The following is a 14,097-nucleotide window of genomic DNA, read 5'->3' as shown; positions in this document are numbered from 1 at the left end:
TGGCCGCCATCGCACCAGGGCTGGCAGCGCAGGATGCGATGCACGGTCAGATAGCTGCCGGCCAGCGCACCATGCCGTTCCAGTGCGGCCAGCGAGTAGCGCGAGCAGGTCGGTTCGAAGCGACAGGCGTTGCCCAGCCAGGGGCTGAGCATGAGCCGGTAGCCGCGCACGATGGCCATCAGCACGCGGGCGGGCCAGCTCGGCGTCATGTGGGATTCGTCGCCGTTTTGGGCGACGGCGGCGACTTCATGGCGCGGTCCAGCAGCTGCGCCAGTTCGGCGCGCGCCGCGGCGCGCAGCGCATCGGACGCGGCGCTGGGGAATTTCTGGCGATCGAAGGGTGAGCGCAAGCGGACGACCCACAATCCCGGCGGCATGCTGGGGCGTTCCGCAAATGCGGCGCGGATCTGGCGCTTCAAGAGCTGGCGCGTCACGGAGCGCTTGGCATGCCGCTTGGGAACGACGATGCCCACCCAGCAGCCTTCGGCTTGCACGGAAGGCGCGAGAGGTGGGTCGTGTTCCACAAGTTTGTGGGCAGGCTGTGCGTCGCCTGTTGATAACTCGGCTGGAGCTGTGCGTAACTTCGCAGCGTGCCAAGCGCTGGGCGCGGGGCTGGCCGGAAGGTGGTGCAGCGCGAAATGCGCGCTGCGCGCCCGGCTCTGGTGGCCGAGCACGCGCTCGAAGTCCACCGGGCGTTGCAGCTTGCCGATCATCGGGTGCCCGAAGGCTGACGACGCGTGAGGGCGCCGTCGTGCGGCTTGGGCTTAGACGGCCAGGCGCTTGCGGCCCTTGGCGCGGCGGGCGGCAATGACGGCACGGCCGCCACGCGTCTTCATGCGCACGAGGAAGCCGTGGGTACGGGCGCGGCGGGTCTTGGAGGCTTGGTAGGTACGCTTCATGGGGAACCTCTTTTGAGGGTTTGTGCGGGCCGGGCACAGCGGTTGGCACCCAGCAAGACAACCGGCGCCGTCTGAGACGACCCCGGCGAAAAAAGCGCACAGCGAACCAGTCGCGATGCGCGAAAACCCGTGATTACAGCAGATGCCGCAGGCGCGGTCAATAAGTCGCCGGAGGGCGGGCCGGGTTTGCCAGGGATTGACCCCCTTCGAAATTCTGTGGATAACCCGTCTTTCGGTGGCCCTGGGTCCGTACAATCCGGCCGCTCGAAAAGAAGTTTTCCACAATGAGCGAAGAAGAACACGGGGTGGACGGGGTGCAGGCATTGAAGGCAGGCGCAGAGGTCACCGATTCGGCGGACTGGGCAGCGGAGCTCTGGCGGCGCGGCTGCGAGCGTCTGGCGGCCGAATTGCCGGAGCAGCAGTTCAACACCTGGATCCGCCCGCTGCCGCCCGCCACGATGGTGGGCGATGACGCGGCTGGCGCGCTGGTGGCGACGCTGAAAGTGCCCAACCATTTCAAGCGGGACTGGATCCGCCGCCAGTACGCCGCCCGCATCGAGGCCATCCTGACCGAACTTGCCGGCCGGCCGACGCGGCTGGAGCTGGCCCTGGCCGCGCGCGAGCCGGGCGGCATGTCCGCCCCCGTCGCCGGCCAGCCCACGGGCGCGGCGATGGTGCCCCAGCAGGCGAGCCTGCCAATCGAGGTGGGTGGGGCCCTCAAGCCTGCCGCAGCGCCGACGACCAGCGCCATCGTGCTGCCGTCGCAGGCGCCGGCTTCGGCCAAGCATCGCATCAACCCGCAGCTGACATTCGACACGCTGGTGCCCGGCCGGGCCAACCAGATGGCCCGGACCGCTGCCCTGCACGTGGCCGGCGCGCCCGGCATCACCTACAACCCCCTGTTCATCTACGGCGGCGTGGGCCTGGGCAAGACCCACTTGATCCACGCCGTCGGCAACGCGCTCTTGAAGGATCGGCCGGACGCCCGCGTGCTCTACCTGCATGCCGAGCAGTTCATTTCCGACGTCGTCAAGAACTACCAGCGCAAGACCTTCGATGAGTTGAAGGCCAAATACCACTCGCTGGACCTGCTGCTTATCGACGACGTGCAGTTCTTCGCAGGCAAGGATCGCACGCAGGAAGAGTTCTTCAATGCCTTCGAGGCCCTGCTGGCCAAGAAGGCGCACATCATCATGACGTCCGACACCTACCCCAAGGGGCTGGTGGATATCGACGAGCGGCTGACCAGCCGCTTCGACGCGGGCCTCACGGTGGCCATCGAGCCGCCTGAGCTCGAGATGCGCGTCGCGATCCTGATCAAGAAGGCCGAGGCCGAAGGCACGCCGATGCCCGAGGACGTCGCCTTCTTCGTCGCCAAGAACGTGCGCGCCAACGTGCGTGAGCTAGAAGGCGCGCTGCGCAAGGTGCTGGCCTACGCCAAGTTCTCGCACAAGGAGATCAGCATCACGCTGGCCCGCGAGGCGCTGAAGGACCTGCTGTCCATCCAGAACCGCCAGATCGGTGTGGAGAACATCCAGAAGACGGTGGCCGACTTCTACAAGATCAAGGTGGCCGACATGTACTCCAAGAAGCGCCCGGCCAGCATTGCCCGGCCGCGCCAGATCGCGATGTACTTGGCCAAGGAGCTGACACAGAAGAGCCTGCCCGAGATCGGCGAGCTGTTCGGAGGGCGCGACCATACGACCGTGCTGCATGCCGTCCGCAAGATCGGCGGCGAGCGCCAGAAGAACACCGAACTGAACCAGCAGCTGCACGTGCTGGAGCAAACGCTGAAGGGCTGACGCCGGTCGGGGCGACCCCGGGTTGACCCGGGGCCTCGACCAAGCCCATGCCCCGGGGCGGCGTACCCATTCCGGGCGACAATCGCAGCTTCACGCGCGCGCGCGTTTTCTGGGTGTGCCCCAGTCGAAAAAACTCTCCCTCCAAGAGGCCTCCATGATCGTTTTGAAAGCTCCCCAGGATCAGGTGCTCGGCGCGCTGCAGGCGGTGTCCGGCATCGTCGAGCGGCGCCACACGCTGCCCATTCTGGCCAACGTGCTGATTCGCAAGACCGGCAACCAGGTGGAGCTCACGACCAGCGACCTCGAGATCCAGGTGCGCACCACCGTTCAGTTCGACGGCGACGCCGGCAACCTGTCCACCACCGTGGGCGCCCGCAAGCTCATCGACATCCTGCGCTCCATGCCCAGCGATCAGACGGTCAGTCTGACGAGCAATCAGAACAAGATGACGCTGCAGGGCGGCAAGAGCCGCTTCACGCTGCAGACGCTGCCGGCCGATGACTTCCCGCTGGTCCAGGAGGCTGCCGACTTCGGCCCCGCCTTCAGCGTGCCGCAGAAGGCGCTCAAGGGCCTGATCAATCAGGTGCACTTTGCGATGGCGGTGCATGACATCCGCTACTACCTGAATGGCATCCTGTTTGTCGCCGAAGGCAAGAACCTGACGCTGGTCGCCACCGACGGCCACCGCCTGGCGCTCGCCCAGGCCGAGCTGGATACCGACATTCCCAAGCAGGAAGTCATCCTGCCGCGCAAGACGGTTCTGGAACTGCAGCGCCTGTTGAAGGACGGCAAGGGCGACGACGAAAACGCGCCCATCGAGATGCGCTTTGCCGGCAACCAGGCCAAGTTCAGCTTCAGCGGCATGGAGTTCGTCACCAAGCTGGTCGAGGGCAAGTTCCCGGACTACAACCGCGTCATCCCCAAGAACCACAAGTTCCGCCTGACGCTGGGCCGCGCGCCGCTGCTCTCCAGCCTGCAGCGCGCTGCCATCCTGACCAGTGAGAAGTTCAAGGCCGTGCGCCTGACCTTCGAGCCGGGCCTGCTGTCCATCGCGTCCAGCAATGCCGAGCAGGAAGAGGCCAAGGAAGAGATCGAGATCGACTACGGCGGCGACAAGATCGAAACCGGCTTCAACGTGACCTACCTGATGGATGCCCTCGGCAACATGAGCCAGGACATGGTCTGCATCGACCTCAACGACAGCGCGTCAAGTGCGCTGCTCACCATTCCGGACACCACCGGCTTCAAGTACGTCGTCATGCCGATGCGAATCTGACCCCAGCGATCGCAGTGCCTAGCAGGCGGGCCCGCGTGGCCCGCCTTGCTGTTTCAAGAGTTTCCTGAAAGTCCCCGATGAGCGACAACGCCACCCCCGAAAACACCCCGGCACCGGCTCCCGCGCCTGCCGCCTACGACGCCAGCTCCATCCAGATCCTGGAAGGCCTGGAGGCGGTGCGCAAGCGCCCGGGCATGTACATCGGCGACACGTCGGACGGCACGGGCCTGCACCACCTCGTCTTCGAAGTCGTCGACAACTCCATCGACGAGGCGCTGGCCGGCCACTGCGACGACATCGTCGTCACCATCCACACCGACAACTCCATCTCCGTCATCGACAACGGCCGTGGCATCCCCACCGGCGTCAAGATGGACGACAAGCACGAGCCCAAGCGCTCAGCCGCCGAGATCGCGCTGACCGAGCTGCACGCCGGCGGCAAGTTCAACCAGAACTCCTACAAGGTTTCCGGCGGTTTGCACGGCGTGGGTGTGAGCTGCGTGAACGGCCTGTCCAAGTTTCTGCGCCTGACGGTGCGCCAGGGCGGCAAGGTGCACTTCCTCGAATTCGCCAAGGGCATCCCGCAGGACCGCGAGATCGTCATGATCGACGGCGTCGAGACCAGCCCGATGAAGATCATCGGCGAGACCGACAAGCGCGGCACCGAAGTCCACTTCCTGCCGGACACGGAAATCTTCCAGCAGAACAACGACTACCACTACGACATCCTCGCCAAGCGCCTGCGCGAGCTCTCCTTCCTGAACAACGGCGTCAAGATCCGCCTGATCGACGAGCGCAACAACAAGGAAGACAACTTCGCGTACGCCGGTGGCGTGAAGGGCTTCGTCGAGTTCATCAACAAGGGCAAGACGACGCTGCACCCCAACATCTTCCACGCCGTGGGGGAGAAGCAGTCGGACCAGGGCACCACCGTCGGCGTCGAAGTGGCCATGCAGTGGAACGACGGCTTCAACGAGAACGTCCTCTGCTTCACCAACAACATCCCTCAGCGTGACGGTGGCACCCACCTCACGGGCCTGCGCGCCGCGATGACCCGCGTCATCAACAAGTACATCGAGGACAACGAGCTGGCCAAGAAGGCCAAGGTCGAGGTCGCCGGTGACGACATGCGCGAAGGCCTGGCCTGCGTCGTCAGCGTGAAGGTGCCCGAGCCCAAGTTCAGCTCGCAGACCAAGGACAAGCTCGTCAGCTCCGAAGTGCGGGGTCCGGTGGAAGACATCGTCTCCCGCCTGCTGACCGACTATTTGCTCGAGAACCCCAACGACGCCAAGATCATCTGCGGCAAGATCCTCGACGCCGCCCGCGCCCGCGAGGCGGCGCGCAAGGCTCGCGAGATGACGCGTCGCAAGGGCGTGCTCGACGGCCTGGGCTTGCCCGGCAAGCTGGCAGACTGCCAGGAAAAGGATCCGTCGCTGTGCGAGATCTACATCGTGGAGGGCGACTCCGCCGGTGGCTCCGCCAAGCAGGGCCGTGACCGGAAGTTCCAGGCCATCCTGCCGCTGCGCGGCAAGATCCTGAACGTCGAGAAGGCCCGCTACGAGAAGCTGCTGACCAGCAATGAAATCCTGACGCTGATCACGGCCCTGGGCACCGGTATCGGCCGCGGCGCTGGCGGCGACGACTTCAACCCCGACAAGCTCCGCTACCACCGCATCATCATCATGACCGACGCGGACGTGGACGGTGCACACATCCGCACGCTGCTGCTGACCTTCTTCTACCGCCAGATGCCCGAGCTGGTGGAGCGCGGTCACATCTACATCGCGCAGCCGCCGCTGTACAAGGTCAAGGTCGGCAAGCACGAGCAATACCTCAAGGACGGCCACGAGTTCGACGCCTTCTTGCTCAAGGTCGCGCTGCAGGACGCGCACCTAGACACCGGCACCGGGACCACGCTGACTGGCGACGCGCTGGACGCGCTGGCCCGGAAGTACGTCACCGCACAGAGCGTCATCGAGCGTCTGTCCAACTGGATGGACGGTGAGGCGCTGCACGTGCTGGCCAATGGCCTGTCCCTCAACCTCGACGCCCGTGACGATGCCGAAGGCAGTGCCGGCGCGCTGAAGGCGGCCCTGCACAACGCCGAGGTCACGGTCGAGACCGACCCGCGCACCGACAAGTTCTTCCTGAAGATCGCCCGCACCCACCACGGCAACGTGCGCGCCAGCGTCATCCACGCCGACTTCGTGCACGGGGCCGACTACGAAGTCCTGGCTGACGCCGGCCAGAGCTTCCAGGGTCTCATCAAGCCCGGCGCTGTCGTGCGCAAGGGCGAAGGCGAGAAGGCCAAGGAATCCAAGGTCGATGACTTCCGCGCCGCCATGGCCTGGCTCATGACGCAGGCCGAAGGCAGCGTTGGCCGCCAGCGCTACAAGGGTCTGGGCGAGATGAACCCGGAGCAGCTGTGGGAAACGACGATGGACCCCACCGTCCGTCGACTGTTGAAAGTGCAGATCGACGACGCCATCGAAGCGGACAAGGTCTTCACGATGCTCATGGGCGACGAAGTGGAACCGCGGCGCGATTTCATCGAGACCAACGCGCTGCGCGCCGGGAACATCGACGTTTGATGGTCGTGTTGAGCCAGGCATAAGACGAGAAATTGCGGGCCATAAGATGCGAAATCCGGAGGTTCGGCAGCCTCCGGTTCCCTGGTAGTCCAGTACGAGCCGGGCGTTCGGGCTTGGCGGCAGAGCCACCTGGGGAGTGACGAACATCATCCAGACCGGCTCAATCCGGTTGTTCAGTGCTTACTGATCGGCCTGGTGCGCTTCTCTGCGTCTGAAAGTGGATGAGCGTTGCCGCTATCGTCCCGCCCGAAGATCGAGACCGTCCAGTGCCTCTAGCGTTTGAACCACTGACTCCACCAGGTCTGCATCGAAGTCGTCCCGATTGGCCTCTTCGTGAGTTCCCTTGTTGAGATACGTCCACACCAAGTTGGCCCCGGGGATGCCGAGGATTCGACCGAAGGTAGCCACCAGAGCAGGCTTGTTGGCGTGGTTGAAGGTGGTAGCGTCATTCAGCCGTTTGTAGAGCGCTTCGCTGAGGTTGCGCAGGCTTGGTTCGGCACCGACGCCCGCGAGCTGCAGGTTCAGCACACCTAGGTCGTGACTGGCGAGCCAGCGCCACACCTTTTCGGACAGCATCTCAAGGCCCTGTCGGCATGACGCCAGCGCTTCCCGGTTGTCCAGTGCATCCTTGGACGCCCGGGCTGGCTATTCGGCCTTCACGAGGACCATCTTGGCTGGCCGACAAGCGGCGGGTTGTGGCTTGCTGACACGCCGGAGAACCGCCGGGAGACGGCAATCATCGTCGAGTGTGGCAACGAGATCGCGGGCGCTGGTAGTCACTGGCTCGAAGAGCGAGACAACTGGGGCGACCAAGGCGGATTGGCGGCGCTAGGGGTGAACGTGAATCACTGATGAGCGTTGCGACCTGATGCATTAGCAGCCGGTCAATCGGGTTGGCCGGACGCGAATCGCCAAGCAGCGCTTCCTAGACGCTCGAAGGCTGGTGTGAAGCAACCGGGCTTGTGCACCTTCGCAAGCACCCACCGGATCTCCAGCTTCTGCACCGAACCGTAGGCCGAGCAAGCCCTAGCTACTTAGCCTTGTATCGCTTCATGTGCTCGTGAGTGGCCAGGTAGACGTTGCCCCGTGACCTCGATAGAGCGACGTAAAGCTTGTTTAGAGTCTGCGCGTGCGTATTTCGGACCAACGTGACCGCCGATTTCGGCATCGTGACCGGTCATTTCGGCCATCGTGACCGGACCTCGATTTCGGCTCATCGTGACCGACCGTTTCGGCATCGTGACCGACCGTTTCGGCGATCGTGACCGCCGTGACGGCGCCTCCTGAGGACGGCGCCGGCCTCTCCGGCAGTGCTGCGTAGAGAACGCAACCCGGGCCTCCTACCCTCGATGGTTTTTGCCTTCGAGCCGCGGATGCCCAAGCAACAACTCTCTCTACGCATGATCAAAGATCTCCTTCGCCTGAAGTGGCAAGGCGACCTCTCGCACGAGCAGATCGCCGCCGCTTTGAAGGTCTCCAAGGGCGCCGTCTCCAAGTACGCCGGCCTGGCCACTGCGGCCGGGCTGGACTGGGACACGGTCCAGCACTGGAGCGAGCAGCAGCTCTCGACCGCCCTGCAGCCGCGCTCGGCGGCAGCGCTGCCGGTCGTCGTGCCCGACTGGGGTCGCATCCACCGCGAGCTCGACCGCAAGGGCGTCACGCTGATGCTGCTGTGGCAGGAATACGTGGCCGCCCACCCCGAGGGTTGCACCTGGCGCTACACGCAGTTCTGCGGGCACTACAAGGCCTTCGCCGCCACGCTCAAGCGCTCGATGCGCCAGCACCGGCGCGCCGGGGAGAAGCTGTTCGTGGACTACGCCGGCTCCACCGTGGCGCTCAGCGACGGCGCGCGCGCCCAGGTCTTCGTCTCGGCCATGGCCGCGTCCAGCTGCGTGTTCGCCTGTGCCACCCCGGCGCAGCGCCTGGACGACTGGATCGACGGCATGGTGCGTGCACTGCACTTCTACGGCGGTGTCCCGCAGTTGATCGTTCCCGACAACGCCACGGCCGTGATCGCCTCGGCCGACCGCTACGAGCCGCGCGCCAACGACACGGTGCAGGACTTCGCTCGCTATTACGGCACCTCGGTGCTCCCGGCACGCCCCCGTTCCCCAAAGGACAAGGCGTTGACTTCATGATGCACCTTGTGCGGATGATGGAACAGGAATTAGCTGGGGCGGCCGTCCGCCGTAGCGGCTGCCAGCCCCCTTGAGGAGGGCCACGTCGCCAGGGGGCTCGTACAGATAGCGATGGTCGCTATCGTAGGTATGCCGCTTGAGGATGCCTTGACGCCCCAGGTGGTTGACCGTCGTCGGGCACACGCCGAAGCGCTGGGCGAGTTCGGTGCTAGTGAGCATGCCGCGCTCACGCAGCCGCTGGAAGCGCCCCTTCAGGCCGTAGGTCAGGCGTACCAGCGTGACCTTCTTGGTCGTGAAGGCATCGCCGCGCCAGTTGCGATGGCCGAGCTCGTTCAGCCGCTGGGCGACCTCACCATCGGTGCACGTCTCCAGTAGCTCGTCGATCAACTGCACGACTTGGGGCAGCGTTTTGCGTACTAAGGCAATCGGCCTGGGCTTGTCGACGGTGATCGACTGCGTCCTACCGCCGCGCCAGCGGATATGCACGGCGATCTGCACGCCGCTGATCAGCGTGACGTCCTCGATCATCAACGCGAGCATCTTCTTGCGTTGCATGGCGCTGGTCCTGTGATCGCCCCACACGCGAGGGAAGTCCCGCACGAGACCAACAACGCGTTGCCGCGAAGGTTCGTTCAACAGTGTCTGATCGGCCTGCTGCTGACGCTCGTGCTCGCGTTGCAGGGCATCGAGTTGACGTAGCCGCTCGTTCCACTCGGCCTCCAGCGCATCGGCCACCAGCCGGTTGTCGGGATCGACCTTCACGTAGCGACGCCGAGCGAGCTCGGCCTCGTAGCGACAGCGCTGCAGCTGTGCCGCTCGCACTGCGGCGGCCTGCTCGACGCGCTGAGAGATCTCTTGCTGCACGGCCAGGGCCACGTCGATGGCCGCTGGCGCCACCGCCTGCAGCAGCAATGCACTGATCGCGGCATCGATGTCAGTGCCCCGCACCCACTGGCAGTTCCGGCTCTCGGCGCGCCGCACCGTGCCCTCGTTACAGGAGTAGTAGGGCTTCTGTTGGCCCTCTCGATAGTCGTAGCGCACGCGCATGCGCGAGCCGCAGCGCCCACACAGCACGCGACCTTGCAGCAGGGCGCCACCCTCACGCGGCGCCGTACCGCGCACGCTCGTCGAGAAGCCCACGGCGTTGCGCCGCAACGTGATCTCGTTGCGCTCGAACTCGTCCCACGAGATGTAGCCCGGGTGGGCGTCACGGATCAGCACCTGCCAGTTCTCCCGCTTGAGCAACAATTGCACCTGCTTCAGCTCGGGGTTGTAGGTGGTGCGTGTGCGTCCATAGACGAAGGCGCCGGCGTAGCGGGGGTTGTGCAGAACCCCCAACACCCGTGAGTGCTCCAGCTCGCCCCACAAGACCTCGCCCTTGCCAATGCCGCGGCTGATGCGCCGTGGGAACAGGATGTGCTGCGCGCGCATGCGACGCAGCACTGCACACGCCGAGCCTGTCTCGCGGAACGTGTCGAACAGCAGTCGCACGGTGTCCTGGATTTGCCGATCGGGATCGAGTCCCACGCGCCCGTCGGGGCCGTACACCAGCCCCACCGGCAGAGCGATCTCGAGCTCGCCACGCCGGGCCTTGTTGAGGATGCCGCCCTGCAGCCGCGACTTCAGCACGTGCAGCTCCGCTTCGCTCATCGTGCCCTTGAGGCCTAACAGCAACCGGTCGTTGAAGTGCGCCGGGTCGTACACGCCGTCTTCATCGCAGATCAACGTATGCGACAGCGCCGCCAGCTCCAACAATCGATGCCAGTCGGCGTTGTTGCGCGCCAGTCGGGAGACCTCCAGACCGAGCACGATGCCGGCGTGTCCCATCGCGACCTCAGTGACCAGGTGCTGGAAGCCGTCGCGACCCGCGGCCTGAGCGCCGGACAGTCCCAGGTCGCTGTCGATGACGTGGATGCGCTCGATCGGCCACCGCTCCAACTTGATGGCGGACAGTTGACCTACCATTCGTGCCGTCACTCAGGCACCCCACTGCGGGTGTCCGCGATCGCTCGGAACGCTGTCCGCGATCAGCTTGGAATGGGTGTCCGCGATCAATGGAATGCGCAGCACGCCGCTTCAAGCTCTCCGGCCTGGACGAGAAGCTGTCGCTGGCGGACTTCGACTGGCGCTTCAACCCGAAGCTGCCGCGCGGCGCCTGCTTCGAGCTGCACAGCTTGAAGTTCATTGCCGAAGGCAACAACGCGCTGCTGGTCGGCAAGCCCGGCACGGGCAAGAGCCACATCGCAAAGGCGGTGGCCTACCAGGCTACCTTGCAGGGCTACGACGTTGCCTACGTCGAAGCCGACGCGGTCATGGCCCGCTACGCTCTCGCGGAGCCCGACGAACGCGCCCGGCTGCTCAAGGGCTGGGTGGCAGCGGATCTGCTGCTGTTGGACGATCTGTTCCTGGCCCGCAAGATTGGCGAGCACGCCGCGGAGCTGCTGCAGACGCTGGTCCATCAGCGCTACAAGCTGCGCCGCTCCATCGTCATCACGTCCAACCGGATCGTCCAGGACTGGGGCCGCTACCTTGGCGACGCCACCATGGCCACAACCATCCTGGACCGCCTCATGCATCGCTGCGCGATGCTCGAGTTCGAGGGCAAGAGCTACCGGCTGAAGGAGGCGTCCGCGCGCCTGGTCATGACCTCAGACCCCACATAATTCCCTCGTCCTGCCCGGAGCAGTTTGGGTGGCCACGAGTGGAGCAGTTTGGGGTGGCCATCGGGGGACAGGTACAGCTCGACGAACATCGTCGGCAAGTCCTTAGGTTTCTTGCCGCTCTTGTAGAAAGCCTGAACGGTATCTTGAGAAAAGAGCGCCTCGACACCAAGCGACTCGACCTTGCTGCGGCTTGCCGATAGGGCAAGGTCGACGGCGGTCATCACCGTGCTCTTCCCGGCTTCGTTGTCGCCGGCAAATATGTTCAGTCTTGGATCTAACTCCAGAGCGAGCGTTGTGAACCGCTTGAAATTGGATAGCACCACATGACGAATGCGGAGGGGCGCAGCGGCGTCACCTCCTTTGGCATCAATCGCACTGGGCATGTCAGCTCCTCCCCGTCGCCCTTCTTGCCTGCCGATGATAGGGAAATGGAATCCAGAAGAGGCCGCGAGTGGCCGATCTCACGGGCAGCAACGGTGGATTGACCAGACGATCTAAAGCGCGTGACCTGGTCGCCGTGCTGCAAAGAGCGGGAGTGTGTCTGCTGCCAGATATTTGCGAAGCGCGGCGCTTCTTAGGAAGCCAAAGCGCTTTCTATCAGTCGAACGGCATCCTTGATGTCAGCGACAAAGGGCGGGCGCATGTGCGCTAGTGGATCCCTGGCTCGTTTTGCAGCAACGCAAGCCTGCAGCAGTCGATCGGTGGCAGGGTCAGTGGCTGCCAGTGGGTCGTGGGGGTGTCTAGTCATTGCCACGATATCGTTGAACTCAAGCTCCTCTATCGTCATCGAGACTCTCCGCCCGTTGGGCAGCTCCTTGTGCCATGCACCGCTGGGGTACAGGTAAACCTCCAGCGCAGGCCGCAGGCGTTGGATGATGGGGAGACGTCGCTCCTCCAGCCAAGGAAGCAGCGATCGGGCACAGGCCCGCCAGTAGCGTTGTGCGAGGCGCTTCGTTGCTTCCTCTCCAGAAGAGCCAGATGAGTGGGAGTCCTGCCAATCGGCGAACCCGCTGTTCGAACGGACTGCGCTCGCGCCTGCACGGCCCACTCCGCGTAGTGCGGCAAACAGCGATGCATCGACTGATGCCAGGGATGCGGGCAACTGTAGAAGGCCTTCATCCGGCATTGCCATCAGAACCTCTGCGAACACAGGGTCCGTTCCGGCGAACTCGGTGACCAGGTGCCGAGTGAGCGAAGTCTTGCCTGGCCAATGCCGTCCGATCATGCGCAGCGCTACATACGCATGAATCTCGTCAGATGAAAGTTCGCCATCGAAAGCGATGAGATGTGCATCCCCCGGAACGAGCGGGTCCTCACCAGAGTTCCAGACAAGTAGTAGCCGAGCAGACCCTTTGGCAAGCTTTCGCTCGGCCATGAACTGGGCCAGATATTCTCTGCAGGATTCCCGAGCGCGCACCGTTTTAGGGGTCATTGCAATCACCGTGCGAGGCGTAGACGCGTGGTGGGCGATCTCGAGGGCAGACATCGTCGGCTTGCCGAAATGTTGACCGACCGCTGATTCGAGGTGAACACCGTCTTCAAGCTCGATGAACTCGACTCGCTCCGCATCCTGTGAAGCCGTGGTCAGTGCATGGCGCAGCGCAAGAGTCACTCCGCTGATATGCGAACGACCAACGCAGACGACCGCTGCGTCGCCATGCTCGATGGCTCCAACAAGCTCAGCCAAGAATGCCCTTGGCCCGGGAAGCGACCAATACAGCTCTACTGCAAGGGATGGAAGGTGTGGGGTCGTCATGCCGACTCCACAGAGCGGGCTCTAAGAAGCTGCAAATAGAGCTCGGGGACCATCCACTTTCCGGCCAAGCCGGGCTGGACCAATCCCATCCACTGAGCGAACAAGAAGTGCTGTCGGGGTACTGCAAGCTCCTGCAAAAACTCTTCTTCGATAGCCGGAGACTGGTCTTCACCATGGATCATCTCAAGCATCGTCTCAAGCTTGCGTAGGTCCTGCCTGGCCAGCGACGACGGGATGCCGACTTTGGAATAGAAGCTGTCGAGACTCGACGTCAATCGCTTCTTTGCCTCCTCCGGTTGATGCAACGCCTCCTCCAGAGACAAGTTCTCCGTGCACATCTGTTCAAGTTCGTCTCCGTACCCACAGCTTGCGACCAACAGCGCCTCACGCGCCTTCGGGTTGTCTCGCACGGCCTGGTTCTCCACGTCGTTGAGCCAAAAGTAGACAGCGTCGTCGCTCCAGGCGAATGTGGGCACGATCACTACACCACGCGGCAAGTCCGCTGCGACCTGGCGCTGCGCCAGCAGCAAGGCGTGTTCTGGGCTTGCCACCAGCAACGGCCGCATGATCGTGAGCGAATTCTTTCCCGACTGTTCGACCTGCTCCGCTTGCTTGCCACAAGTAAGGGAGAGGGCCGCGTATCCCTCCAGTTGGTCCATCGTCCAGCCACGCGATAGAACGGAAACTATGCGGGTCCGCTGTGGCACGGGCTTCTTGCGATGCGTGTTCATCCAAGAGCGCATCTCTTCTGGGCCCTTGAAGTGCAGCGCCTCGATCGTGGCCTCTTCCTGGCCGATCTCCCAGAAGCTGCGCAAGCGCTCGAATCCAAGCGTCCCGCTTAGGTTGCTGCCCACGGCGACCACAAGATCGGCCTTGTCGCCATACAGGTAGTTCCGCAACCACGCGCTGGGCATCGGCAGCGTCACCTTTGCGTTTGCTTGTCGGACTCGCAGTCGAGCCTCGCCACGCGATA

General features: G+C 64.0%; 12 protein-coding genes and 1 pseudogene. 5 read left to right on the top strand and 8 right to left on the bottom strand.

Features of this window, described 5'->3' with window-relative positions; all coding sequences use genetic code 11:
• The 3 genes from yidD to rpmH form a co-directional block, all read right to left on the bottom strand.
• Positions 1-209: membrane protein insertion efficiency factor YidD (yidD, locus tag VGF12_RS04220; protein ID WP_331174796.1), on the bottom strand; the 209-nt coding region annotated here is incomplete at its 3' end.
• A complete protein-coding gene (locus VGF12_RS04215) occupies positions 206-712 on the bottom strand; it encodes a ribonuclease P protein component (RefSeq protein WP_331174795.1) in 507 nt (168 codons plus the stop codon). The genes yidD and VGF12_RS04215, both read right to left, overlap by 4 nt.
• Before the next feature lie 51 nt (positions 713-763).
• Positions 764-898, bottom strand: coding sequence for a 50S ribosomal protein L34 (gene rpmH / locus VGF12_RS04210; RefSeq protein WP_054021782.1), 135 nt, complete (start codon positions 896-898; stop codon positions 764-766).
• Between the two features lie 284 nt (positions 899-1,182).
• Between rpmH and dnaA the strand changes: the two genes are divergently transcribed.
• From dnaA to gyrB, 3 genes are all read left to right on the top strand, one after another.
• Positions 1,183-2,700 carry a chromosomal replication initiator protein DnaA gene (gene dnaA / locus VGF12_RS04205; RefSeq protein ID WP_331174794.1) on the top strand — a complete coding sequence of 506 codons (1,518 nt, stop codon included), beginning with the start codon at positions 1,183-1,185 and terminating at the stop codon, positions 2,698-2,700.
• A gap of 154 nt (positions 2,701-2,854) precedes the next feature.
• Complete coding sequence (gene dnaN, locus VGF12_RS04200) at positions 2,855-3,976, top strand: DNA polymerase III subunit beta (protein ID WP_331174793.1); 1,122 nt, start codon at positions 2,855-2,857, stop codon at positions 3,974-3,976.
• A 77-nt stretch (positions 3,977-4,053) separates the two neighbouring features.
• Complete coding sequence (gene gyrB / locus VGF12_RS04195; RefSeq protein ID WP_331174792.1) at positions 4,054-6,567, top strand: DNA topoisomerase (ATP-hydrolyzing) subunit B; 2,514 nt, start codon at positions 4,054-4,056, stop codon at positions 6,565-6,567.
• Positions 6,568-6,801: 234 nt separating this feature from the next.
• Here gyrB and VGF12_RS04190 read toward each other — a convergent pair whose 3' ends face one another.
• The gene (locus tag VGF12_RS04190) at positions 6,802-7,143 is read right to left on the bottom strand and encodes a hypothetical protein (protein WP_331174791.1); all 342 of its coding nucleotides are present in this window, start codon (positions 7,141-7,143) and stop codon (positions 6,802-6,804) included.
• Positions 7,144-7,940: 797 nt separating this feature from the next.
• On the opposite strand from VGF12_RS04190, the pseudogene istA reads away from it, so the two are divergent.
• Positions 7,941-8,693, top strand: a pseudogene (gene istA / locus VGF12_RS04185) (IS21 family transposase); the annotation flags it as partial.
• A 6-nt stretch (positions 8,694-8,699) separates the two neighbouring features.
• On the opposite strand, the gene VGF12_RS04180 reads toward istA, so the two are convergent.
• Positions 8,700-10,670 carry a recombinase family protein gene (locus tag VGF12_RS04180; protein WP_331174789.1) on the bottom strand — a complete coding sequence of 657 codons (1,971 nt, stop codon included), beginning with the start codon at positions 10,668-10,670 and terminating at the stop codon, positions 8,700-8,702.
• Between the two features lie 89 nt (positions 10,671-10,759).
• On the opposite strand from VGF12_RS04180, the gene VGF12_RS04175 reads away from it, so the two are divergent.
• Positions 10,760-11,368, top strand: coding sequence for an ATP-binding protein (locus VGF12_RS04175; protein ID WP_331174788.1), 609 nt, complete (start codon positions 10,760-10,762; stop codon positions 11,366-11,368).
• On the opposite strand, the gene VGF12_RS04170 is transcribed toward VGF12_RS04175, so the two are convergent.
• From VGF12_RS04170 to VGF12_RS04160, 3 genes are all read right to left on the bottom strand, one after another.
• On the bottom strand, positions 11,314-11,751 hold the full coding sequence (locus tag VGF12_RS04170; RefSeq protein ID WP_331174787.1) for an AAA family ATPase: 438 nt from the start codon (positions 11,749-11,751) through the stop codon (positions 11,314-11,316). The genes VGF12_RS04175 and VGF12_RS04170 overlap by 55 nt on opposite strands.
• Positions 11,752-11,942: 191 nt before the next feature.
• Positions 11,943-13,124, bottom strand: a complete 1,182-nt coding sequence (locus tag VGF12_RS04165; protein ID WP_331174786.1) for a hypothetical protein — start codon at positions 13,122-13,124, stop codon at positions 11,943-11,945.
• Positions 13,121-14,097, bottom strand: a 977-nt coding sequence (locus tag VGF12_RS04160; RefSeq protein WP_331174785.1) for a hypothetical protein, incomplete at its 5' end; no start/stop codon positions are given. The genes VGF12_RS04165 and VGF12_RS04160, both read right to left, overlap by 4 nt.

The sequence above is a fragment of the Roseateles sp. genome (assembly GCF_036404855.1).
Taxonomy (GTDB): Bacteria; Pseudomonadota; Gammaproteobacteria; order Burkholderiales; family Burkholderiaceae_C; genus Pelomonas.
The sequence above is the reverse complement of the archived record's forward strand: the minus strand, read 5'-3'. Positions and strand labels throughout refer to the sequence as shown.

What these genes read in the sequence shown, in the direction of transcription:
- VGF12_RS04215 (WP_331174795.1), bottom strand. Translation starts at nt 712, where the DNA reads ATGATCGGCAAGCTGCAACGCCCGGTGGACTTCGAGCGCGTGCTCGGC.
- rpmH (WP_054021782.1), bottom strand. Translation starts at nt 898, where the DNA reads ATGAAGCGTACCTACCAAGCCTCCAAGACCCGCCGCGCCCGTACCCAC.
- dnaA (WP_331174794.1), top strand. Translation starts at nt 1,183, where the DNA reads ATGAGCGAAGAAGAACACGGGGTGGACGGGGTGCAGGCATTGAAGGCA.
- dnaN (WP_331174793.1), top strand. Translation starts at nt 2,855, where the DNA reads ATGATCGTTTTGAAAGCTCCCCAGGATCAGGTGCTCGGCGCGCTGCAG.
- gyrB (WP_331174792.1), top strand. Translation starts at nt 4,054, where the DNA reads ATGAGCGACAACGCCACCCCCGAAAACACCCCGGCACCGGCTCCCGCG.
- VGF12_RS04190 (WP_331174791.1), bottom strand. Translation starts at nt 7,143, where the DNA reads ATGCTGTCCGAAAAGGTGTGGCGCTGGCTCGCCAGTCACGACCTAGGT.
- VGF12_RS04180 (WP_331174789.1), bottom strand. Translation starts at nt 10,670, where the DNA reads ATGGTAGGTCAACTGTCCGCCATCAAGTTGGAGCGGTGGCCGATCGAG.
- VGF12_RS04175 (WP_331174788.1), top strand. Translation starts at nt 10,760, where the DNA reads ATGGAATGCGCAGCACGCCGCTTCAAGCTCTCCGGCCTGGACGAGAAG.
- VGF12_RS04170 (WP_331174787.1), bottom strand. Translation starts at nt 11,751, where the DNA reads ATGCCCAGTGCGATTGATGCCAAAGGAGGTGACGCCGCTGCGCCCCTC.
- VGF12_RS04165 (WP_331174786.1), bottom strand. Translation starts at nt 13,124, where the DNA reads ATGACGACCCCACACCTTCCATCCCTTGCAGTAGAGCTGTATTGGTCG.